Raw genomic sequence first — 20,878 nt, forward strand, 5'->3', positions numbered from 1 at the left:
CGGGACTGCTCCCGAGTCCGGCTCGCGGGTACGTGGTCCAAAGTATCGGCAACTCGGCGTTTCCCCTGAGGATTCGATGGCCAGAGCGTGACGACACCAAACCTCGTGATCTACTCAGATGCCACGCAGCGTGGTGGTGCTGAGGTCCACGTCGCGACGCTGCTCTCCGCCCTGTCGAGCGACATCTCGGTGACGTTGTTGGGATCCGACCCCGGGATCCTGAACTGGATCGGCGCCCACCGCCCCGGAACAGAGGTCGTGACACTGCGGCGCGTCCGCAACAAGACGGACCTCGCGGCGCTGCGCGAGCACCGGCAATCCATCAAGGGACTGCGGCCCACCGTGTTTCAGGCGAACCTCTCCTCCCTGTCGTCGTGTCAGTACGCGCTCGCCGCGGCAGAAACCATCACAGGTCTTCCGGTCGTGGCCGTCGAGAACTCGGTCGTGGCGCCACCGTCGCGAATCTCCCGCGCCCTGAAGCGTTGGACATCCCGGCGTCTGGCCGCACACGTCGGGGTCGGTGATGCGATGAGCCGCGACGTCGAGAGGATCGCGGGTCTGCCGCTCGATTCGATCATCACCATCTACAACGGAGTCGGCGACGCGGACCTCCGTCACCTACCGCGGTACTCCAACGACCCGACCATCGGAACCATCGGGCGACTCGACCCCATCAAGGGAACCGACGTCCTCCTCCGGGCCCTCCACCAACTGCCTGGTGCATCAGCAGTCATCGTCGGCGACGGAATCGAGCGCTCGGCTCTCGAGGACCTGGCGCGCCGTCTGGGCGTCGACGGGCGCGTCCACTGGACAGGATGGAGCGACGTGGCTCGAGATCACCTCACGACGATGGACGTCTTCGTTCTTCCGTCCCGTTCCGAGGGCACGCCACTCGTCGCCATCGAGGCGATGCTGGCGGGGCTACCCGTCGTCGCGTCCGGCGTGGGCAGCGTTCCGGAGGTCGTGTCGGACGAAGAAACCGGGCTCATCGTCCCGCCGGGGGATCCCGATGCCCTCGGCCGCGCGCTTCGCCGTCTCATCCACAACCCCGACCTCGCAGGCAGGATGGGGCGGAGTGGAAGGGATCGTGCCCTCGAGCGGTTCAGTCCCGAGCGGATGGCCTCGGAGTACGAGCAGCTTTACCAGCGCCTGGCACCGGGGGGAGCGCTCTGAGGACTGCGGCGCTCCCAGCCGGGACACCCATTCGAATCATACGGAGAGAGAGAAAATGACGCTCAAGCCAATACGGAGAGTGGTCGATACGCCCTGTGACCCTGCTCACGGAGCGTGCACAGAATGGTTCGACCGCCCGATTCCAGCGCCCGATCCGGAGCCGCCGACTCGATCCTGCGGGCGCCCCGCGGCCTCGTGCTGAGCGTCGCCCTCCTCGCCCTCCTCACCCTGGCGTGTCTTCCTGCCCAGGCGCCGGCCCCCTCGCACAGGCACCACAGACCCACCCCGCCGACGGCTCCCCCGCTCGTTCCACCCGAGCCCCCGTCTCCACCCGCTGAGGACCCGGTCGATCCCCCCGAGGTCACCGGCACGACGTACTACGTGGCGCCGACTGGCTCCGATGCCGCGGCCGGAACCATCGAAGCGCCGTTCCGCACCGTCGAGCACGGCCTCAGGTCCCTCGTTGCCGGCGACCTCCTTCTGGTTCGCCAGGGAACGTACAACGAGCGGATCCAGTCCCCACCGGTCGCCAGCGGCAGTGCCTCCGAACCGATCCACGTTCGGGCGTACCCGGGAGAGCGCCCCGTCGTGTCGGGCCTGCTCTGGATGAAGGACGCCTCCCACTGGCACATCTCGGGTTTGAACGTCACGTGGGGCCCGTCGAACTCCGCCTCGGAGCACATGGTGAAATTCACGAACGGAACGGGTTGGGTCTTCTCGGACTCCGAGGTGTGGGGTGCCCGGTCCTACGCAGCGATCCTGGTGGCCGGAAACGCCTCGGACTGGACGATCACAGGGAACTACGTGCACGACACGTATCCAGCGAACGGCACCAACCAGGACCATCTGATCTACACGAATTCCGGAACAGGCGGCGGCGTGATCGAGAGGAATCTGCTCGTCGGAAGCGCCAACGGCCGGGCCGTCAAGATCGGGCCACCGTCAGCGCACTCCGGCGTCGTCGAGAACGTGACAGTCCGCTACAACACCATGTTCGGGAACACGGGCCCCTCCAACATCCAGCTGGCATGGGGCTCCTCGAACAACGAGATCTACGGCAACATCATGGTTCGCCCCGCACCCAACCGCTCCAATGTCACAGCGTTCGAACTGACCGGTTCGGGCAACGTCGTGCACGACAACCTGGGATGGGAGGCGCCCCGTATCGCCGATGCCTCTCAGGGGCTGGTCGACGGTGGCGGGAACGTCATGGCCGACCCTCAGCTCGCGGGCGGAGATCTCGTGCCGCAGAGCTCGGCGGCTCAGGCCTACGGTCACCTCGCCTGACCGGACGTTTCCGAGCGGACTGCGGAGCCGCCCGATCCTTGTCGGCAGTCGGGCGGGCGTCGGGGAAACGGTCCCGCCTCGGACGCCCCATCTGCAGGCGGTTTCCACCGAGCAACACGACGCCGGCGGGGCGGTCACCCAGTGTCCGGAGAGCCTCCCCCGCGGCGAACACGTCCGATACGAGGGTCCGGAACTCGGTGGCCACGGCGATGACGCTGTCGCAGGAATTGAGCAACCTCGAAACCGGGACCGGGCCCGGAATCGGCGGCAGATCAACGAGGACGACGCTTCTCTCGGCGGCAACTCCGACGAGCCGTTCCCCGGCATCTCCTCCCACCACCGCGAGAGACTCGACGTCGGTAACTCCTCTCGGAACGAGGAACAGCTCGCCGGCGGAACTCGATACTGCAACATCTGTCGCCCACGCAGGCCCACTGCCGGGTCTCACGTTGTGCACACACTCACCGAGCGGAGCGGAGCCCGATGCGTAGTCGAGAAGCCCGGGACGGTCACCCGCATCGAGCAACGCTGTGACGCCGGCATGGTTCACATTCGCATCGATGATCGTCACATCAGCCCCGTCGGCGACGAGCGACCACGCCAAGGCAACGATGAAGCCGGAGCGTTCGTCGCCGCCGCCGGGGCCGTAGACGGCGATACTCGCCGGGCGGGTCGGCCAGCCGACCGACACACCCGCCCGGAGGACGCCCTCGGTCATGTCGGAGGGATTCCATGTGAGCCGACGCGAGCGAATTCGAGGCACAACGGCCAGCAGTGGGAGCCCGAAGGCGTCGCGAGCGTCGACCGCCGACCCGATCGTCGGCCGCTGCTGCTGAAGCAGGAGCACAGCAGCCACGGCCAGAATCAGCCCGAGCCCGAATCCGAGCACGGCGTTTCGGGTCGCGGGAGGCGGCTGCTCCTGTGTGAGAACCTCCCCGGTGCCCCAACGGGTCACCGAGAAGGTCGCCGGGCTTTCTTCCTGATCGGGCCGGATCAGCTCGTCGACGAGCGTCGTGAAGGCGGGAACGATCGCCTCCGCTATCACCCGGCTGCGCTCGCGGTCGGTGTCGGTGACCGACACCCTCAGCACGCCGGAGCCCGGGGCGCGCTCGACCGAGATCTCTGCTGCGATCTGTTGCGGCGTCAGGTCGACGTCGGTGAGCTCCTGAACCTCGCCGCCGAGATCTTCACTCGTGAGGAGAGTCTGCATCGATCTGATCAACGTCTCGCTGTCGGCAGACCCGGTCTCGTCCTGAACGACGAGCGTCGTGGAAGACACGTATTCTGTTGGCTGTCGCGATGTGATCAGGCCAGCGACAACAGCCATCGTGGCGGCAACGAGGACGACGAGGAGCACTCGCCGACCCGACATCCGCCAGAAACGACCCAGACGCTCGCCGGGCAGCGGCCTGTCGACGAACCCGTCGCCGAGATCCTGGGTGTCTTGGTCACTCATGTCGAAACCCTGACCTTCGACACCTGCCGCCGGGGTACGGCCTGGAACGCAGCGGCCATTCCCACGATCATCCAGAGCAACTTGCTGTTGACAACCGAGAGGAAGAAGGCCGTGGTGCAGTAGGCGACGAGCATCGGGCCGAGCGCATCGAGTGCCGTCCCCTGTCCGACCCTGCGAACACCGGTGCGGATACCGAACCCGGCACCGACGATCACGGAGCCGAAGAGAAGAAAGCCGACCACGCCGTAGTCCACCAGAGTCTCCAGATAGATGTTGTGCACTTCGATGCTGTCAAGGTCATACAGATGATGACTGTTCGGAAGCTGAACCCCCGGCTGCGTCCGTAGCCGCTCGACGCTCTGCTCCTTGAAGTTACCCGCTCCCAACCCCAACTCAGGGTGATCCTGCGCCGTATTCCACGCCACGAGCCACAGGTCGAGCCTGCCGCTTGCACGGTCGCTTGCGATCCGCGCCGGATCCAACCGGTCGTTGAAGGCGGCCCCCGTCACCGCGATGGCGACCAGGATCAACACCGTGGCGAACGCTGCAGCGAGACGGCGCCGTCCGTCTGCCGGATTCCTGATGATCGGGTACATCGACAGAGCGAGAACGAGAACCGTCGCGAGCAACGCGCCGCGGGAGTCCGAAGCAAGAACAGAGCCAACGAGAGGAACAACCGAAACGAACCACCACATACGATGCGACGATCGGCTCACACGCCCGAGAGTGATGGCCGCCGGGACAGCGGCGACCTGGTAGACGGCATAGAGGTTGCCGTCACCCTGGAGCCCGATGGCGCGGTCGCCACTGGACGACTGGACAATGCCGATCGCGGCAACCGCAAGCGCTCCGACGACGAATGTCCGAAGGAGGGCCTGGACCTGCGCTTCGTCGCGGACGAAGAACGCGAAGGCGGCGAAAAAGGAAGCCGCCAGCCCGATCTGGCCCACGCCCTCGACCCAGGCGCCGAACTCGTACGCCCAAAAGCCGCTCGCCCACGCCCAGGAGATGAAGAGAACCGTCGGAAGCCATGCGCGGGGCGGGAGACGAGCCGGACGCCACTCGGAGAACACAAGGCGTCCGACGACCGCCATCAGGGCGACGACGGCGAGAATCCGTCCGACGCTCGTCGGCCCGGCCGAGACCCCTTCGACAAAGACCGAGAGTACGAGAACGTGGAGGACTGCCTCGATGTCGCGAACCACGATGACAACGACGACAGCTGTGATGAGCGCGACGACAGCCGTAACGAGGGTGGCATTCTCGTTCAACCCGAATCCGACGAGGACGGACACGAGGAGAGTCGCCACAACACCGCCGGTGAGGGCCACGCCACGACCGGATTGGCGCGTTCTGTATCGTGACATGGTGTGAGCGCGCAGGTAGCACCGTCTGCGGGCCACCTGGTGTTGCGCCACAGATAGCTTACCGGCCGTGCGCCACCCCTCGGTCGCGCATGGTCACGACCAGTGGGACCACCAGCAATGCTCGACCAGACACCGGATCACCCATGAGCCATCGACATCCGCCCGAGGAGGGAGCACCGGTCGACGTTCCGGATCGAGGGGGCGCAACGCGAACAGGCGGCACGAGACCCCGCGTGGTCGTCGTTGCCCAGGGACCCCCCGCGCTCGGAGGGATCTCGAGCTTCGCCATGACGATCGTCGAGGACCCTGTCTTGGCCGAGAGCTTCGAAATCGTGTTGCTGAACACGACACGTCGATCCGAGCGCAAGGCCGGCTCCTTGTCGCTCGAGAACATCGTCCACGCCGTAGCGGACGCGGTCCGGACGTTCCGGGCGGCGCGACATGCCTCGATCGTCCACGTGCAGACTGCTCTGATGCCGACACTGCCCCTGCTCCGCGCGCTCGCGCTCTGCGGTGCAGCACGTGCCGGCGGTGCGGCGGTTCTGTGTCACGTTCATTCGGGACGTGTGAACTCGGGACAGGCGGAGGCATTCTCGCCGGGGCGAGTCACACGGTGGCTGCTCACGATGCTCCGAATCACCGACGCTGTCCTCACGGTCTCTGACCGGGGCACGGAAACCCTTCAACACCTCGTACCCGACACAGAGGTCGAGACCGTCGACAACGCTGTCGACGTGTCGCGCTTCGATCCCGTCGACCCGGGTGGAGACCCGCCTCGATTCCTCTATGTCGGTACGCTCAGCCAGCGTAAGGGACTGGGCGACCTCGTGTCCGCTCTCCGAATCCTCGGTGCCGACTTCACCCGCAAGTGGTCCTTCGTCGTTGTCGGCGGTTCGGCAGAGGTCGGAGAAGAGGAAGCTGACAAGATCAGAGAGGCCGTGGCGGCAGCCGGCTACTCCGACAGCCTCCTCGGCTCCCTGCCGCAGACCGAAGTTCGTGACCAGCTCGGTCGCGCGGATGTTTTCGTGCTGCCTTCCCACTGGGAAGGGCAGCCGATCGCGATTCTCGAGGCGATGGCCTCGGGACTTCCCATCCTCTCCACAACCGTCGGCGCGATCCCCGACGTCGTCCGCAACGGCGTCGACGGACTCCTGGTCGATCCGCACGACCCGGCAGCGCTGGCCGATGGCATTCGTCGTCTCGCGCTCGACGCCGATCTGCGGAGGACTCTCGGTGCCTCGGCGCGCGAACGGGCAGAAGAGTCGTTCGACACCGGCAACCTCCGCACGCGAATGGCTGACATCTACCAACGGGCGATCGCCGCACACCGATGAGACTCCTCGCCGTCTGCGAGAGCCCACCGACCACAGATCCCCGCCACGGGAACGGCTCGACTTTGATCGCTGCCAGGGTCCTCCCTCGTCTCCCGGAGGACGCCGACATCACACTCGCGTATTTCCGCGACCGCCCTCGTGAACCGGATGACGCTGTTCTCCGACGGTGTCGAACCACGCATGTCCTCGCGATCAGGCCCGCAGGACTCGCTTACGCTGCACAACCCTCCACACGCCTCCCACGAGCCACGTGGCAGCGCACGACCCGCGAGAACTGTGCGACCATCACGAAGCTCGCCTCGGACGCCGACGTCGTGTATCTCCATGGCTTCCACACGTTCGGATTCGCGACGGGCATCACTGAGCCGCTCGTCGTCAACGAGATCGACCCCTGGTCCCTGTTCTGGGCCCAGCGCTCCGAAAGCAGCTCGATGTTGCGCGGTTGGTATGACGCGGTGCAGTCTCGACGCGCCGCGAGAGTCGAGCAATCGACCGCGAAGCTCGCTAGCGCGTACATCGTTGTGAATCGCGTCGACGCGGACATCCTGGAGGATCAGTTGGACAGGCGGATAACAGCGATCCCCAACGGCGTGGATGCACTGCCCGGTGTGCCCGACGACATTCTCCGCGACCCCCGCTGTCTCGTGTTCGTCGGAACGCTCGACTACGCGCCGAACATCGAAGCCGCACGAAGCCTGTGTCGCGAGATCCTTCCCCGCGTCCGCGAGAAGGTACCGGCGGCCCACGTTGTTCTCGCGGGCCGGAGACCCGGCCCTGAGGTCGCAGAACTAGCCGGTGACCACGTCACGGTCCACGGAGACGTCGAATCCGTCAACGACGTCTTCGCTGCGGCTGGCGTCGCCGTTTACCCGGGAACAACCGGGCGAGGGACGAAGAACACGGTCCTCGAGGCCCTGGCAGCGGGATGCCCCGTCGTGGCGACGCGCGAGTCCGTCCGGGGTCTGGCATCGGGGCACCCCGTTGTCACCGCGTCCACCCCTGCCGACCTCGGAGCGGAGATCGCATCGCTCATCCGCAACGATCGCCGCCGAAGCGATCTCTCCCGCTCGGGGTCGGCGTTCGTGGATTCCCTGCCGGGCTGGGACGACGCGGCGGCCCGCTATGCCGACGTCTTCACATCAGCATCTGAACCCGGCGACTGACGCAGACCCCGGGCACGACTGCGAGCGACCCGGGCAACACCCCGCCAGAATCCAACGCCCCACCCTGTGTGCATGGCAGCGAACGCCGGTGCGACCCACTTGCGATCCTGTGGGTCCGCCAGGGTTCTCGCCGTTCGCTGCGTGGCGACGGCGAGAGCGCCTGCGTAGGGGGCCACGAGTGTTGCCGCCCACGCGGGGTGTCGTCGCGCCAGTAGGGCCGAGACGGCCCAGGAAAAGACGAGTGCCGGGGCGGCGAGGTGGCGCAATCGCAACGACAGGGGGTGCAGGACCGCCACCGATACCTTTCCCTCACCGTACCGGCGGTACTGTCGAAACAGCTCCGGAACGGACTGGCGGCAGAACCACTGGATTCGCAGGTCCGGATCGAAGAGCAGTTCCCCGCCGGCGAGCCGGACCCGGTAGTCGAACTCGAAGTCCTGATTCACCCTGAGTCGCTCGTCCCAGCCGCCGAGTCGACGGGCGAGGTCGACGGGATAGGCGCCGAACGGAATGTGCTCGACCGTTGTCGCCTCCGATCCGTAGTGATAGGTGGAGTTCCCGACACCGAATGGCGAGGCCATCGCAGCTGCGATCGCGCGACCGGCCGGCGTGACGCCGACTCCGTCCTTTCGGCCACCCACACCTCCCCACCGTCCCGAACGGAGATGATCGACGGCTCGCCCCACGTAGTCGGAGGGGATGCTTGCGTGCGCATCGACTCGCACCAACCAGGGGGCCGACGCCTCCCGAAGCGCAATGTTGAGAGACCGCGGGATGATCCTGTCGGGATTCGAGAGCAGCGTGACCCGGCCGTCGCGAGCTGAGTACTCCTTCACGATCTCGGGTGTTCGATCAGTGGATGCACCGTCGACGACGAGAATCTGAAGACGCCTTTCGTCCTGGCTGACAATCGAGTCGAGGCACGCTCCGATCCAGGCTTCCTCGTTGCGTGCCGGAATCACGACGGTGGCGACAGGTCGATCCGTCGGCATCGAGCGGTCGGCATCCGGTTCCGTGCGGCCGTTCGGTCCGTTCGACGGAGGTTCGTCCACGTCGGGCTCTCAGGATTCCTTCCGACGACGCTGTTCTGAGCTGCGGAGGACCTCCGCGGCCGTCCGGGCCAGGATGACAGTGTCGCGCCAGGGTGACCAGTGCTCGATGTACTGGTTGTCGAAGCGCACGCGCTCCTCGATCGATGTGTCACCACGGAGCCCGTGGACCTGTGCCCAACCCGTCATCCCCACGGGAAGCCGATGACGGTCGCCGTAGCCCGTGATGGCACCGCCGAACTCGTGGACGAAGTGAGGCCGCTCGGGACGCGCTCCGACGAGCGACATGTCGCCACGAAGCACGTTCCAGAGCTGTGGAAGCTCGTCGAGGCTCGTCTTCCGCAGGAAACGGCCGATGCGCGTGATTCGTTCCGCGTCGGGTTGCCACTCGGTGTCGGAATCCTCGCTCACCCGCATCGTCCTGAACTTGAGGAGCTCGAACTCCTGTGCGTGCTGGCCGATGCGCTTCTGGCGGAACAGGACCGGGCCCGGGCTCGTGAGACGCACCCACAGGGCGATGAGACCCAGCACGGGCGACGCAACGAGGAGCAACAGCCCTGAGACGACGACGTCCATCGCGCGCTTTGCTGCCCACGCGCCGGTTCGAAGGGCAGCGCGGCGCACCCGGTAGAGAGGGATGCCCCACACGTCATCTGTGTCGGGACCTTCGGGTGCGACACCCACGTCGAAGAAGCGTGGGACGACGTAGACCTCGACGTTGTACTGGACGGCCATCCGCATCACCCCGACCAGATCGGCCTCCCGGGTGGGCCCGAAGGCGACGATGAGGGCCTGCACATCGATTGTCTTGAGGACTGTCTCGAGCTCGGCGATGTCGCCGAGGAGGGGGACCGGCAGGTTGGTGTCATCGACCTGGTCGAGAAAACCGAGTGGAGTCAGGCCGTACTCGGGGTGTGCCCGGAGGATCTCCACGACCTCCGAGCCGACGTGGCCGGCGCCCAGAACGACCGTGTTGGTGACGGCCTGACCGCGACGGCGCCCGCGGCGGATCACGGCGTAGGTGAGGATCCGGTAGAACACGAGCACGACGGCCGCCGTGAGCGGCACCCAGAGGAAGCTCGCACCCACGGATGTCGCCAATGCGAGCGGTCCGGCCAGGAGCATTGGCGCGGCGAGGCGCCCGGCGAGCCGGGGAGCCTCGTTGAGGGCACTGAGCGTGAGGCGGCGCCGGTACTCCCCGCTCAGCGCGAGAACACCGAGTGCGACGACAGCGTAGGCAACGCCGGCGACGTTCCATGCGCTGGTGACGACGAGCGCGAGGACGAGAGCCGCGGTGTCGCCCGTTGCGATGAGAGCACTGGCCCGCCAGGGTGGAGTGCTGCGCCGGTCGGGCGCCGCGCGGAGCCACCGACGGCGCGCGGAAACCGCCACGCCTCCGGAGGGCGCGTTGCTACCTGCAGGGGTGCCGAATGGAGCCTCGATGGCCATTCTGTCGGCGTCTCCGAACCGTCCTTGAGGACGGTGGGTCAGACGGTGGTGTCGGGACGGCGCCGGCGTGCTGCGACGAGCACGAGGCCCGCTGCGACGAGGCCGATGCCGACCGCCGCGATGACGGCGACGTCGCCACCCGTGAAGGGCAGGGTCGCCCCCGCCACCTCGGTGGCCGCGTCCTCACCCGGATCGTTGGTCTCCTGGTCGACGCTCACATCCGTGCCGCCCTCGGTGACCGGAGGCGACGTGGACTCCGTGAGGTAGGGGCCCTTGTCGTCGCCTCCCGCGTCACCCCCCGCGGCAGCGGGCAGGGCGAGCAGAGCAACGAGTGCGACCACGAGAAAGGCAAGCAGTACGCGCTTTCCTGGAGCGATAGACATGGACCGCCTCCCGACTTTCGGTAACAGAATGGCTGTAAGTGTTGACTCTACGGGCCGCTCGATGCCACTCAGAGTAGCAGACCCAAAGGTCCCCATCAAGGGGGGTCGAAAGACCCTGGCACAGGCCCTGGCAGCGGCCGAGGACCCCGAAACCCTAACAGAAGTAGCTTCGCGACAACGACCCGAGAGGCAGGTCGGTTCCCGATTTCACCATCCGGAGAGAGGCGCAACGTCATCTGGTGTCCTGTTTCTCACTATTTCACCCTGTGCGGTGAGCTGTCGCTCCACCTCTCACCCTCCGCGCTCCACCCGACCGGCGGGACGCGTGCCGAGGGCTCCACGACCATCGGATCGGCGCCCGCAGGAAGGCGGAACGTCACGACGGCCTCGGCCGCCTCTCCCCGGGGGACCTCCACAAGGCCCGCGACGACCCACGCACGGCCGTCGGGGCCCTCGGTCACGATCCGGCTGGTGCCGTCGAGAGCCACGTCGATCGCCATTCCCGGGACGTCGACCGACAGGTAGCCCCGGTAGGTGCCGGTGGCGAGATCGATCTGTGGGTGCGGGCCGGCGATGTAGACGGGCTCCCCCTCGGGCGTCTCGTTCGTCAGGGTCACACGGATCGTGACGTGCGTGCTGTCGCCTGCCCGGTCGATCGTCATGTCGGCGTCGACGGAGAGGAACTGGTCGAGCTTGTTCGCCCCCCTGTTCAGCACCGACACCATGACGGAGTTCTCCTCGAGCTCACCGTCGATCCCGGCCGCCAACCAACCCTCCTGCTCCGCGTCGCGGCTGGACCAGGCGAGGATGTGGCGTCCCTCCGCGGCGTCGATCAGGGTCTCGGCGAACGTGGCGGTGTCGTAGTCCCCCTCGTCGAGCGCATCGACGACCGCGCCGGCGATCTCGCCGAGACGTTCGCGCCGCGGCGACTGCTCGGGGTCCTCGTAGGAGACGTCCACGTACTGGTCGTGGTAGAGGAACCCGAGCACGTTGTCCTCGTTGATGACCTCGCCGTCGACCTCCACGGGGCCCGTTGCCGCGAGCAGCGCCTGGAGCGCCACGGGGTCGACGGCCAGCACGCCGTCGACAGGCCGGCCTGTGGCTGCTGTCCACATCCGCGCTGTCAGCGGCGCCGTCATGTCGAAGTTGGGGGTGGTGGCGAGGTTGCGCCACTCCTCGTTGGGACGCAGGAACCCCCACCGCTGCGTGAGGTCGGAAGCGCCCGGCAATGGGACGGCACCCGGTGGTAACGCCAGGTCTGCGGTGGAGACCAGGTCGCCGACCTCGATGGTCCCGTCGAGCGCTTCGAGCGGGCCGGCAGACAGGAACATGCCCGACCCGCCCCGCATCTCGGCGTTGTTGGCGGCCACGAGGACGTAGCGGCTCGGGCCCTCGAACAGGTCGGCCAGGGCGTTGGCGACACTCGTGACCTTCCCGAGCGACTCCTCGGCGTCGGCCAGCTCCCGGGCGAACTCGTTGCGGGCGTCGGCCAGCGGACCGACGAGCGCCTCGGTCGGCCCCAGGTCGGCTGCCGCCAGTTCCTCGCGGGCGCCATCGGCGGTGGCGGCGAGGTTGCGCATCGTGCCGACGCGCTCTTCGGCGGTCGGGTCCTTGTCGAGCTCCGCCTGGGCCTCGTCGATCGCTGTACTCCCCGCCGAGACAACCCCTGCGGCAGCCCCCGACATGGCGTCGACCGAGCGGATCTGGCGTCCCACCACCGGGAGCGCGCGCAGCGGGGACACGAACGGCCCCCGCACCTTGTCGCGCGCGTCGCGGAACGCCTGCTCGGCCTCGGCGAGGGTCTCGAGCCCCGTCCCCTCGATGAGATCGGACGGGGAGAGCTCGTCACGGGCCTGCTCCAAGGCGTCGACCCCCTCGTTGAGGTCGGAGCGTGCCGACATGAGCGTGACAGCCGTCACGACAGCCCAGAGCAGGACGACGACACCGACACCCGCCACCACCCAGGGCCACCGGCGCCGGCGTGTCCTGGCGCTGGGAACGGCAGACGTCGACCGGACCGGGGCATCGGGCATCGGCTCATCGTAGGAGAGGCGCTCCGGTCTCCGGCGGCAGGCGCAGCAACGTCCCGGGTGCCGCCTACGCTCGGGGACGTGAGCGACACCCACGACGGCACCACGACTCCCGCCACCGACGCCGAGGAGCTCCCCCGGCTCACACCAGCGCTGCTGCGCGACGCCGAGACCATGTGCCCCCTGCGCGCCCGCCACGAGTACCGCGGCACACGCGGCAACCGGGGCGGCAACGGCCGCTATCGCGTGCGCCAGTCCATCGTGTCGCAGGCCAGGGTCGCCCACGCCGAGATGCGCGCCGCGGAGTCCCGGCACTTCGAGGCACTCCCCAACCTGCTGCCCGAAGAGGTGCAGCGCTTCGACACGGCGGCCGCCGCCTACGTCGACCTCTTCGCCGACTCCCCGGGCCGCACGATCGAGCTCGACGAATGGGAAACGATCGACGAGGAGCGCGGCGTCCGTCTCGTCGGTGGTGTCGACCTCCTGCTGGAGGTCCCCGGAGGCGGGGCGGAGATCCGCTCTCTCGACGTCGACCCGTGGACGACACCCGGCGGGCCGACGGAGGACGCCGGCGTCCGCTTCGCGCTCTTCCGGGTGACCGACGAGGTCTCCGGAGGCCCGGTAAGGATCCGGAGCGCCAACCTCCGCGACGGGGTCATCGACTACGACGTGACCGTCGATCTCGACGACGAGCGCGACGCGATCGGCGAATGGCTCGACGAGCGTCTGCGGGTCGTCCGCGCGATCGACTCCGACGGTGAGCCCCGCCCGTCGATGGAGTGCGGACGCTGCAAGTTCGTGAGCCGCTGCGGGGCCCACAAGTGAGCCGGGAGCGCCTCCTGTCCGAGATCGTTCCGCTCAGCCCGACCGGTCGGTCGGCGTGGGGGCTGTGCCGCCGCCAGTTCCTCCTCGGCCAGCTCCTCGGCCTCCGCTACGCCGACGACGACTCGGGTGGCGCCCAGCTCGGTCAGATGACCCACGACGTCCTGCGCATGATCCACACGCACGGCACGTGCCGCGACGAGGACCACGTGGCGTCGGTGATCGAGGGGTACGGCGACTCCACGGAGCGCCGTCTGCACTCGTTCGTGGAGCGACACGTCCTCCGGTGCCCGGCGGAATCGGACAGGGCACTCCACGAGTACCAGGTGGCCCGCTTCCACCGGGCACCGTCACCGATGTTCATGGGCATCGCACAGATCGACGCCATCTGGGTCCACGACGGGCTCCTCGACGCACGCGACTACAAGACCGGAGCGCTCTGGCTCGAGGAGGTGCGCGCCGACCCGGGTGCCCGGCTCCAGGCCTGGATCCTGGCGCGCTACGCCGAACGTCACGGGCTCGCTCTGCGGTTGCGCTACGAGTATCTCGCCGCGGGCGTCACCGACGACCCCGAGCCGTTCGAGCCCGACGGCGACGACCTCGACTCGATCACCGAGGAACTCCGCTCGGTCGTGGAGAAGATGTGGGCCGAGGACAACGAGGGCGACTGGAACGGCGTCGCCGACCCGGAGATCTGCGGGCGGTGCGCCCACCGGACGATCTGCCGCGACTCCGCCGCGGTCGAATCCGCGGGCATCGGTAGGGGCGGCCGGTAGCCTCCACCGGATGCCCGACCCCCGCACCCCTGTGATCGTCGGCGTGGGTCAGGTCTCCCAGCACGAGGACGACCCCGCCGCGGCGCTCGAACCGGTCGCTCTCCTCGAACAGGCCGTCCGCCAGGCCGCCGACGACACCGGCGTGGGCGACAGGCTCCTCGATCGGGCCGACACCGTGGGGGTCGTGGAGATCGTGTCGTGGCGCTACCCGGACCCCGGAGCCGCACTGTCCCGGCGCCTCCGCATCGAGCCACGCTCCACGGTCACCACGACGACCGGCGGCAACTCGCCCCAGATGCTCCTCAACGAGATGTGCGACCGCATCGCGGCGGGTACGGCCGACGTGGTCCTGATGGGCGGAGCGGAGTGCCTCCGGACGCGTCGGCGGGCGCGTGTCGAGCCGAGGACGTGGCTGGAGTGGGAGACGGGTCCTGACGTGCCGTGCCCCGACGTGCTCGGCGTCGACCGCGACGGCTCCTCGACCGTCGAGAAGGAGGCGGGCCTCACGGCGCCCATCGTCGTGTACCCGCTGTTCGACACGGCCCAGCGCCACGCCTCGGGCCTGTCACCCGAGGCACACCGCCGCCGCACCGCCGACCTCTACGCCGGGTTCTCCGAGGTGGCGGCGGCGAACCCCCACGCATGGAGCACCGACGCCTTCACCGCCGACGACATCGCCACACCCGGCGCCGGCAACCGGCTGGTCGTCGCTCCCTACACGTTGCGCCTGTGCGCCAACGAGGCCGTCGACATGGCCGCCGCACTGCTGGTCTGTTCCTACGAGGCGGCTCTCGGCGCCGGGATCGCCCGCGACCGGATGGTCTTCCCGCTCGCCGGCTCCGACGGCGTCGACGTGTGGAACATCACCGAGCGACTGTCGTGGTCCACGTCACCCGGACTCGGCGCCACCGTCGATGCCGCGTTCGAGGCGGTGGGAATCGACGCCGACGGCGTGAGCCGCTTCGACCTGTACTCCTGCTTCCCGTCGGCGGTACGCGCCGCCATGGCCGCCCTGGGGCTGGCGGGACCCGGCGGAGGTGACGACCGACCGCTCACCGTCACCGGAGGCCTGAGCTTCGCCGGAGCGCCCGTCAGCAACTACGTGACGCACTCCATCGCCTCGATGGTGCAGGAGTGCCGCGCCGACCCGGGTTCCGTCGGGATGACCACGGCGGTCGGGTGGTACCTCACGAAACACGCCGCCGGACTCTTCGCGTCGGCGCCACCCACCGCCGGTTGGCGGCACGCCGCGGCGGACGACCGCCACCTCGAAGCGGTGCGTTCGTTCGCACCCGCCGCCGGGGTCCCGCCCACGACGGAGGTGACGGTCGAGGCGACGGCGGTCGTCGTCGACCGCGACGGCGCCCCCTCCCACGCCGTCGTCTCCGCCCTCCTCGACGACGGGTCACGCACCGTTGCCACGGTGGAGTCACCCGATGTGTGCGCCGCGATGGTCGACGAGGCGTGGGAGGGACGCCGGCTCACGATCGGAGACCTCTGAGAGGGCACCACTACCGTCCTCCGGATGGAGCACGCCGGTCGGTTCACGTCACTGATGCGCGGGCTGACGCTGCGGTGCGCGCGCTGCGGCGCCGGGCACCTCTTCCGGCGCTGGTTCACGATGGTCGACGACTGCCCCGGCTGCGGCCTGCACTTCGAGCGCGAGCAGGGCTACTTCGCCGGCGCCCTCGCCATCAACATCATCGCCGCCACGATGGTGTTCTTCGTCTGTTTCATCGGCGGCCTGCTCCTGATGTGGCCCGACGTGAACGTGGCCATCCTCACGGTGAGCCTCATCGTGGTCAACGCCGCGTTCCCGATCTTCTTCTACCCGTTCTCCAAGACGATCTGGGTCGCCGTCGACCGGGCGTTCCTCCAGCGACTCGACAGGAACGAAGCGCTCGACGAGCAGATCGAGACGAAGCGCCGCGCCGTCGTGCGGGGGTCGCGCTGACTACTCGGGGCGCAGATCCACCCGCAGGCTGAGCACGCCGTCGTCGAACGACCACTCCGCGTCGGCAAGCATCGCGAAGTCCTGGAAGTCGAGCTCCGCCTGCTTCACGAAGTGCTCACGTTCGGGACCGGTCACCGGCGGCAGCGGTCGGTCGCGTACGGCCTGGGCACGCTCACCGAACCTCGCCAGCATCGCGTCGACGTCGAGCTCCTCGGACATGACCGCCTCCCATCTGGGTCAGGTGTCGCCGTGTCCCGTCGAGAGTACCGCCGGATCAGCCCGGCGAGTGCGCCAGCAGCACCCGGTCGGCGCCTGCGAGATCGGCGCGAAGCTCGGCCTCGGCGAACCCGGCGCCGCGCGCGAGTGCCGAGACGTCCCCGCCCTGCGTCTCACCGACCTCGAGCACAAGCGTGCCCCCCGGCACCAGCCACTCACGGGCGCCATTCACGACCGTCGCCAGGTCCGCGAGGCCGTCGCCCCCGCTCACGAGGGCCTGCCGGGGCTCGTGCTCCCGCACCGAACGGTCGAGGTCCTCCCACTCCTCGGCGGCCACGTAGGGCGGGTTGGAGACCACCAGTTGCAACGACCCGCGCAGGTCGTCGGGGAGGGCGTCGAACCACGACCCCTGTGCCACACGGATCCGGGCACCGGGTGCTCCGGACCCCGCGGCGTTGGCACCCGCCACGGCGAGGGCGTCGGCATCGAGATCGGTCGCCCACACCCGGGCGTCGGGAAGCTCCGCCGCCAACGCCAGGGCGATGGCGCCCGACCCCGTCCCGAGGTCGGCGACCGCGTAGGTCGCCGTGGCAGCACTCCAGCGGTCGGGTCTCCCGCGGCGGAAGCCGCGTTCGGCCATGTCGACCAGAGCCGTCTCGACGACGACCTCGGTCTCGGGTCGCGGGATCAGCACCCGGTGGTCGACGAACAGGTCGAGTCCCCGGAACGACCACGAGCCGAGCACGTACTGGACCGGCTCCCCCGTGAGCCGTCGCTCCACGAGACCCGCCAGACGTGCCCGCTCCTGGTGCGTCGGCGGGTCGTTGCCGGCCACGATGAGCTCCGCCTCGCCGAGCCCCGACACCTCCTCGAGCATCCAGCGGGCCTCGTCGTCGGCGTTCTCGACGCCGGCTCCGGCCAGTTGCTCCGTGACCGCGCGGCGCAGATCGTTGCGGGTGAGCGCCACGTCGAGACCTGGCCCCCGACGGCCACTGTCAGGCACTGTCAGGCACTGTCAGGTTCCGCGTCACCGCTGCCGACAGCAGCGCTGCGCTCCGCGGCGGCGAGGGCGTCGACGATCTCTTCGAGGTCACCCTCGAGGACCCTGTCGAGCTTGTGGACCGTCAACCCGACCCGGTGGTCGGTGACCCGGTTCTCCTTGAAGTTGTAGGTACGGATCTTCTCGCCGCGTCCACCACCGCCGACCTGGCCACGACGCGCCTCGGCCACCTCGGCCTCCTGGCGTTCCTGCTCGGCGCGTAGGAGCCGGGCACGGAGGATGCGCAGCGCCTTGTCCTTGTTCTGGAGCTGGCTCTTCTCGTCCTGGCACGACACGGTGACACCCGTCGGTGTGTGCGTGACACGCACCGCCGAGTCGGTCGTGTTGACCGACTGGCCACCCGGTCCCGAGCTGCGGAACACGTCGATCTCGAGGTCGTTGGGGTCGATCGTGACGTCGACCTCCTCTGCCTCGGGGAGAACGGCGACCGTCGCCGCGCTCGTGTGGATGCGGCCCTGGCTCTCGGTGGTGGGTACCCGCTGCACACGGTGCGGGCCCGCCTCGTGCTTGAAGAGCCTCCACGCATCGTCGCCCTTGACGAGGAAGCTGATCTCCCGGAAGCCCCCCATGTCGGACTCCTGGCGCGCCAGAACCTCGAGGGGGAGGCCGGCCCGGGCGGCGTACCGCTCGTACATACGGAACAGGTCGCCCGCCCAGAGGTTCGCCTCGTCGCCCCCCTCGGCCCCGCGGATCTCGACGATCACGTCGCGGCCCTCGTTGGGATCGGGCGGCACGAGCAGCCGGGTCAGTTCCTCGTCGAGCTCGGTGAGGCGGGCCTGCTTCTCGTCGATCTCACCGGAGAGATAGTCCTTCATGTCGGCATCCGTCTCGCCGTCGAGCAGCTCCCGGGCGTCGGCGAGATCCTCCTCGGCGACGTTGCGCTCCCGCCAGGCGGCCACCACGGGCTTCAACCACTGGTGCCGGCGCCCTGCCTCCCGGGCCGCTGCCCGGTCACCCGACGCGTAGATGTCGGGCAGGCGGCGCTCGAGGTCCTCGAGCTCACGGGCCAGGTCGGGCAGCTGCTCGTACACACCCGTCAGGCTAATGAGGACCGGGCGTGCTCCGAGATCTCATTCGTCGGGTGACCACGACGAAACTGCCTTCAACGCAGCCCGTTCGAGGCGTGTCCCCTCACCCGACGCAAGCTGTTCCCGAGCCCAGGCTGCAACAGCGGTCACGTCGACGTACTCATCGAGGGCTGCCGTGTCGACGGCTGTCGTCGCCACGCCGGCGACATCGTCGCCCTCAGCCCGGATCTCCAGGTGGGAGAACCCGGCGATGAGGCGTCGAAGCGCCTGATCATCCGTTGCCGAGCGGGCGAACCACGAGCGCGCAGCATCGATACCGGAAACACTCGACCACCTACCGAGCAGTCTGGGAAGCAACGGAGCCGCAGCCAGGGCACCGCTTCTCGCGCCCTCCCGGATCAGGTCCAGGCACGCCACATCGATTCGAGCGAGATCCTCGGGGCTCAGAGCACCGGTCTGGCGCGCAGAAGAGCGCACATCCTCGACCAGAGCCTCGAAGAGCACATCGGGAGCCGCTATCGACTTCGTGTCGCGCACGTGCTCGAGAACGACCTCGGCACGTTCTGTCTCGGGCACACATTCGACGAAGAACCTCAGAGCACGCCCCAGGACGGCGGCGAGGTCGAACTCGAAACTTCCCCGGGCTGTCCGGTCGAAGCGGAGGATGTCGTCACCCCGGTCGAGGAGAACGTTTAGGCAGATGACGGCATGTGAGGGCTTGACATCGGCGACGTCGAGGTCTGCCGCCTGCTCCAGCAGCGAGCGGGCCCTGTCGGCGGTCCGATCGGGATCCGCGCGCAGGATCTCGACCAGTAGCTCGTCGAAGGCCTCCCGATCACCTCCTGCCCGCAACAGTGCCTCCAGCTCGCGCCGCGAAACCCGGCCAGGGGGCACCGAGAAGCGGAAATAGACGGAAAAGCTGTCGGGGGATGCAACACGCAGCTGCCGACGCCAGAGCTTTTCGCTCTCGGGGCCGAATGACGTCGTGCCCCACACGCTCTCGAGGCGCGGGAACACGCGTGTGACGAGCCGCTTCACGGCGTCGCGGTCGGTGCTCGGAACCTGCTCGAGCCATTCCTGATGAAACGCCTCCTCGGCACGAAGCCTGCGGGCACCCTCGGAATCGTGCACTCGTGGAGCTGCTCCCGTGAAGAGATACGGATGAGCCCGCACCGTCTCGTACACGTGTGGAACGAACATTCGAAGCGTCTCGATCGCGATCAGGTCGACGACGTTGACCTCGCCGGCTATCCCCGGATACGTGATGGCCAGGGCATTGGTCAGTCGGTTCACATGGCGTGGGGTGACGATGAAGTGGTCGAGACCGTCCCAGTAGACGTTTCCCCAGTAGCGCACATCGAGACGGCCTGCGCGTTCCTCTGCCAGGAGAACCCGGTCGATGCTCTCGAAGAAGAGATCGCGCAGCAGAGACCGGTCGAGATCCGGGAGCTCGAAGGCGGACTGGACCATCTTCTCGAGGTACTGGCCGCCGTCGATCACCGAACCACTCGAGAGGACGCTGCGGGCAACACCCTCATCGAAGGCCAGTAGGTACACGACGTTCGGGAAGTCGGCCACGGCCCGAACCGCGCGGAAGAGCTCCGTGAGCTGATGCGCCTCGAGTCGGTCGACGTCATCGATGAGGACAGCGACGCGCGGGACCTTTCGGAGCTCGTCCGCGACGGCTGCGCGCGCTTCATCGAGAGCGAATGGAACACCACCGCGTCGTCTCCGGGAGGTCGAGAGACGCTTCCCGGACAGGAGCGCTCCGATGTCCTCGAGGGCCGAGGCCAACTGGACGTTCGCCGGCGCGAGGCCTGCCTGCATCTGATCGACGAGCCGCACGGCCAGGTCGTCGTCGGGGGAGAACTGCCACGGATTGAAGCGCACGACGACCACGGGGCCGTGGCGCTGTTCGTAGCGAAGATGGTGCTCGACGAAGTTCAGAACCGTGGTCTTGCCGGAGCCCCAGGCGCCGTTGAGCGCAAGGACCATCGCCTGGTCGGGGTCGAGCGCCGCGATCGCGCCGGCGAGGCGTTCGGCGAACGGGGCGTACCCCAGTCGGTCGTCGTCGGGGTCGACGAGCGGTAGGTCCGCCGAGATTGACTGCTGGACGTCGTCGGTCACGACCGGCTCTCCCCCGCCGTCGCGGAAAACACGGAGAGTAGTCCCTTGTGGGTTCACACGACATTCGGCCCAAATTTCGCGATCCGTAGGCGAAAAGCCTCGTGTTGGCCACCCCGGATCCGATGATCGACCCAGAGCGTCACACGCTCCTGACCGCCGTTCCGACCGATTCCCGAAGCCCGCTCCCCCCCACGGCTCTGCCGT

General features: G+C 68.2%; 19 protein-coding genes. 9 read left to right on the top strand and 10 right to left on the bottom strand.

Going from position 1 to position 20,878, the window contains the following annotated elements; translation table 11 throughout:
• Positions 1-87: 87 nt before the first annotated feature.
• Both R3A49_08370 and R3A49_08375 read left to right on the top strand, forming a co-directional pair.
• Positions 88-1,173: a glycosyltransferase family 4 protein gene (locus tag R3A49_08370; protein ID MEZ5170743.1), complete on the top strand. Its 1,086-nt coding sequence runs from the start codon at positions 88-90 to the stop codon at positions 1,171-1,173.
• Positions 1,174-1,296: 123 nt separating this feature from the next.
• Entirely contained in the window at positions 1,297-2,460 is a 1,164-nt protein-coding gene (locus R3A49_08375; GenBank protein MEZ5170744.1) for a hypothetical protein, read from the top strand.
• Here the strand turns inward: R3A49_08375 and R3A49_08380 are convergent.
• Positions 2,381-3,916 (bottom strand): hypothetical protein, encoded by a 1,536-nt coding sequence (locus R3A49_08380; protein MEZ5170745.1) that lies wholly within the window; start codon positions 3,914-3,916, stop codon positions 2,381-2,383. The genes R3A49_08375 and R3A49_08380 overlap by 80 nt on opposite strands.
• On the bottom strand, positions 3,913-5,010 hold the full coding sequence (locus R3A49_08385; protein MEZ5170746.1) for an O-antigen ligase family protein: 1,098 nt from the start codon (positions 5,008-5,010) through the stop codon (positions 3,913-3,915). The genes R3A49_08380 and R3A49_08385 overlap by 4 nt, the downstream gene beginning before the upstream one ends.
• Positions 5,011-5,091: 81 nt before the next feature.
• Here R3A49_08385 and R3A49_08390 point away from each other — a divergent pair, with 81 nt between their 5' ends.
• The 3 genes from R3A49_08390 (at position 5,092) to R3A49_08400 (ending at position 7,780) form a co-directional block, all read left to right on the top strand.
• The gene (locus tag R3A49_08390; GenBank protein MEZ5170747.1) at positions 5,092-5,280 is read left to right on the top strand and encodes a hypothetical protein; all 189 of its coding nucleotides are present in this window, start codon (positions 5,092-5,094) and stop codon (positions 5,278-5,280) included.
• 290 nt (positions 5,281-5,570) lie between these two features.
• On the top strand, positions 5,571-6,617 hold the full coding sequence (locus tag R3A49_08395) for a glycosyltransferase family 4 protein (protein MEZ5170748.1): 1,047 nt from the start codon (positions 5,571-5,573) through the stop codon (positions 6,615-6,617).
• Positions 6,618-7,207: 590 nt separating this feature from the next.
• Positions 7,208-7,780: a glycosyltransferase family 4 protein gene (locus R3A49_08400; protein MEZ5170749.1), complete on the top strand. Its 573-nt coding sequence runs from the start codon at positions 7,208-7,210 to the stop codon at positions 7,778-7,780.
• Here the strand turns inward: R3A49_08400 and R3A49_08405 are convergent.
• The 4 genes from R3A49_08405 to R3A49_08420 form a co-directional block, all read right to left on the bottom strand.
• The gene (locus tag R3A49_08405; protein MEZ5170750.1) at positions 7,738-8,832 is read right to left on the bottom strand and encodes a glycosyltransferase family 2 protein; all 1,095 of its coding nucleotides are present in this window, start codon (positions 8,830-8,832) and stop codon (positions 7,738-7,740) included. The two genes, R3A49_08400 and R3A49_08405, sit on opposite strands and share 43 nt — an antisense overlap.
• Positions 8,833-8,841: 9 nt before the next feature.
• On the bottom strand, positions 8,842-10,278 hold the full coding sequence (locus R3A49_08410; protein MEZ5170751.1) for an exopolysaccharide biosynthesis polyprenyl glycosylphosphotransferase: 1,437 nt from the start codon (positions 10,276-10,278) through the stop codon (positions 8,842-8,844).
• Between the two features lie 38 nt (positions 10,279-10,316).
• Positions 10,317-10,661, bottom strand: coding sequence for a hypothetical protein (locus tag R3A49_08415; GenBank protein ID MEZ5170752.1), 345 nt, complete (start codon positions 10,659-10,661; stop codon positions 10,317-10,319).
• 254 nt (positions 10,662-10,915) lie between these two features.
• A complete protein-coding gene (locus R3A49_08420) occupies positions 10,916-12,694 on the bottom strand; it encodes a DUF4012 domain-containing protein (GenBank protein ID MEZ5170753.1) in 1,779 nt (592 codons plus the stop codon).
• A 78-nt stretch (positions 12,695-12,772) separates the two neighbouring features.
• Between R3A49_08420 and R3A49_08425 the strand changes: the two genes are divergently transcribed.
• The 4 genes from R3A49_08425 to R3A49_08440 are packed head-to-tail and all read left to right on the top strand — an operon-like array spanning position 12,773 to position 16,243.
• Complete coding sequence (locus R3A49_08425) at positions 12,773-13,516, top strand: hypothetical protein (GenBank protein MEZ5170754.1); 744 nt, start codon at positions 12,773-12,775, stop codon at positions 13,514-13,516.
• Positions 13,513-14,289 (top strand): PD-(D/E)XK nuclease family protein, encoded by a 777-nt coding sequence (locus tag R3A49_08430; protein ID MEZ5170755.1) that lies wholly within the window; start codon positions 13,513-13,515, stop codon positions 14,287-14,289. The genes R3A49_08425 and R3A49_08430 overlap by 4 nt, the downstream gene beginning before the upstream one ends.
• A gap of 10 nt (positions 14,290-14,299) precedes the next feature.
• Entirely contained in the window at positions 14,300-15,790 is a 1,491-nt protein-coding gene (locus R3A49_08435; GenBank protein MEZ5170756.1) for a hypothetical protein, read from the top strand.
• Positions 15,791-15,814: 24 nt separating this feature from the next.
• Positions 15,815-16,243: a DUF983 domain-containing protein gene (locus R3A49_08440; GenBank protein ID MEZ5170757.1), complete on the top strand. Its 429-nt coding sequence runs from the start codon at positions 15,815-15,817 to the stop codon at positions 16,241-16,243.
• Here R3A49_08440 and R3A49_08445 read toward each other — a convergent pair whose 3' ends face one another.
• Genes R3A49_08445 through R3A49_08460 form a run of 4 tightly spaced genes read right to left on the bottom strand, consistent with a single transcriptional unit; the run spans position 16,244 to position 20,674 of the window.
• A complete protein-coding gene (locus tag R3A49_08445) occupies positions 16,244-16,462 on the bottom strand; it encodes a hypothetical protein (protein MEZ5170758.1) in 219 nt (72 codons plus the stop codon). It lies immediately after the preceding gene.
• A 55-nt stretch (positions 16,463-16,517) separates the two neighbouring features.
• Positions 16,518-17,462 carry a peptide chain release factor N(5)-glutamine methyltransferase gene (gene prmC, locus R3A49_08450; protein ID MEZ5170759.1) on the bottom strand — a complete coding sequence of 315 codons (945 nt, stop codon included), beginning with the start codon at positions 17,460-17,462 and terminating at the stop codon, positions 16,518-16,520.
• Positions 17,463-17,464: 2 nt separating this feature from the next.
• Positions 17,465-18,550 carry a peptide chain release factor 1 gene (gene prfA, locus R3A49_08455; GenBank protein MEZ5170760.1) on the bottom strand — a complete coding sequence of 362 codons (1,086 nt, stop codon included), beginning with the start codon at positions 18,548-18,550 and terminating at the stop codon, positions 17,465-17,467.
• Between the two features lie 39 nt (positions 18,551-18,589).
• On the bottom strand, positions 18,590-20,674 hold the full coding sequence (locus R3A49_08460; GenBank protein MEZ5170761.1) for a P-loop NTPase fold protein: 2,085 nt from the start codon (positions 20,672-20,674) through the stop codon (positions 18,590-18,592).
• Between the last annotated feature and the right edge of the window lie 204 nt (positions 20,675-20,878).

Source organism: Acidimicrobiia bacterium (genome assembly GCA_041394025.1).
In the GTDB taxonomy this organism is placed as follows: Bacteria; Actinomycetota; Acidimicrobiia; order IMCC26256; family JAOSJL01; genus JAOSJL01.

Bases quoted from the DNA above. Each gene is read 5' to 3' on its own strand.
- R3A49_08375 (MEZ5170744.1), top strand. From the start codon at position 1,297: ATGGTTCGACCGCCCGATTCCAGCGCCCGATCCGGAGCCGCCGACTCG.
- R3A49_08380 (MEZ5170745.1), bottom strand. From the start codon at position 3,916: ATGAGTGACCAAGACACCCAGGATCTCGGCGACGGGTTCGTCGACAGG.
- R3A49_08385 (MEZ5170746.1), bottom strand. From the start codon at position 5,010: ATGGCGGTCGTCGGACGCCTTGTGTTCTCCGAGTGGCGTCCGGCTCGT.
- R3A49_08395 (MEZ5170748.1), top strand. From the start codon at position 5,571: ATGACGATCGTCGAGGACCCTGTCTTGGCCGAGAGCTTCGAAATCGTG.
- R3A49_08410 (MEZ5170751.1), bottom strand. From the start codon at position 10,278: ATGGCCATCGAGGCTCCATTCGGCACCCCTGCAGGTAGCAACGCGCCC.
- R3A49_08415 (MEZ5170752.1), bottom strand. From the start codon at position 10,661: ATGTCTATCGCTCCAGGAAAGCGCGTACTGCTTGCCTTTCTCGTGGTC.
- R3A49_08420 (MEZ5170753.1), bottom strand. From the start codon at position 12,694: ATGCCCGATGCCCCGGTCCGGTCGACGTCTGCCGTTCCCAGCGCCAGG.
- R3A49_08435 (MEZ5170756.1), top strand. From the start codon at position 14,300: ATGCCCGACCCCCGCACCCCTGTGATCGTCGGCGTGGGTCAGGTCTCC.
- R3A49_08440 (MEZ5170757.1), top strand. From the start codon at position 15,815: ATGGAGCACGCCGGTCGGTTCACGTCACTGATGCGCGGGCTGACGCTG.
- R3A49_08445 (MEZ5170758.1), bottom strand. From the start codon at position 16,462: ATGTCCGAGGAGCTCGACGTCGACGCGATGCTGGCGAGGTTCGGTGAG.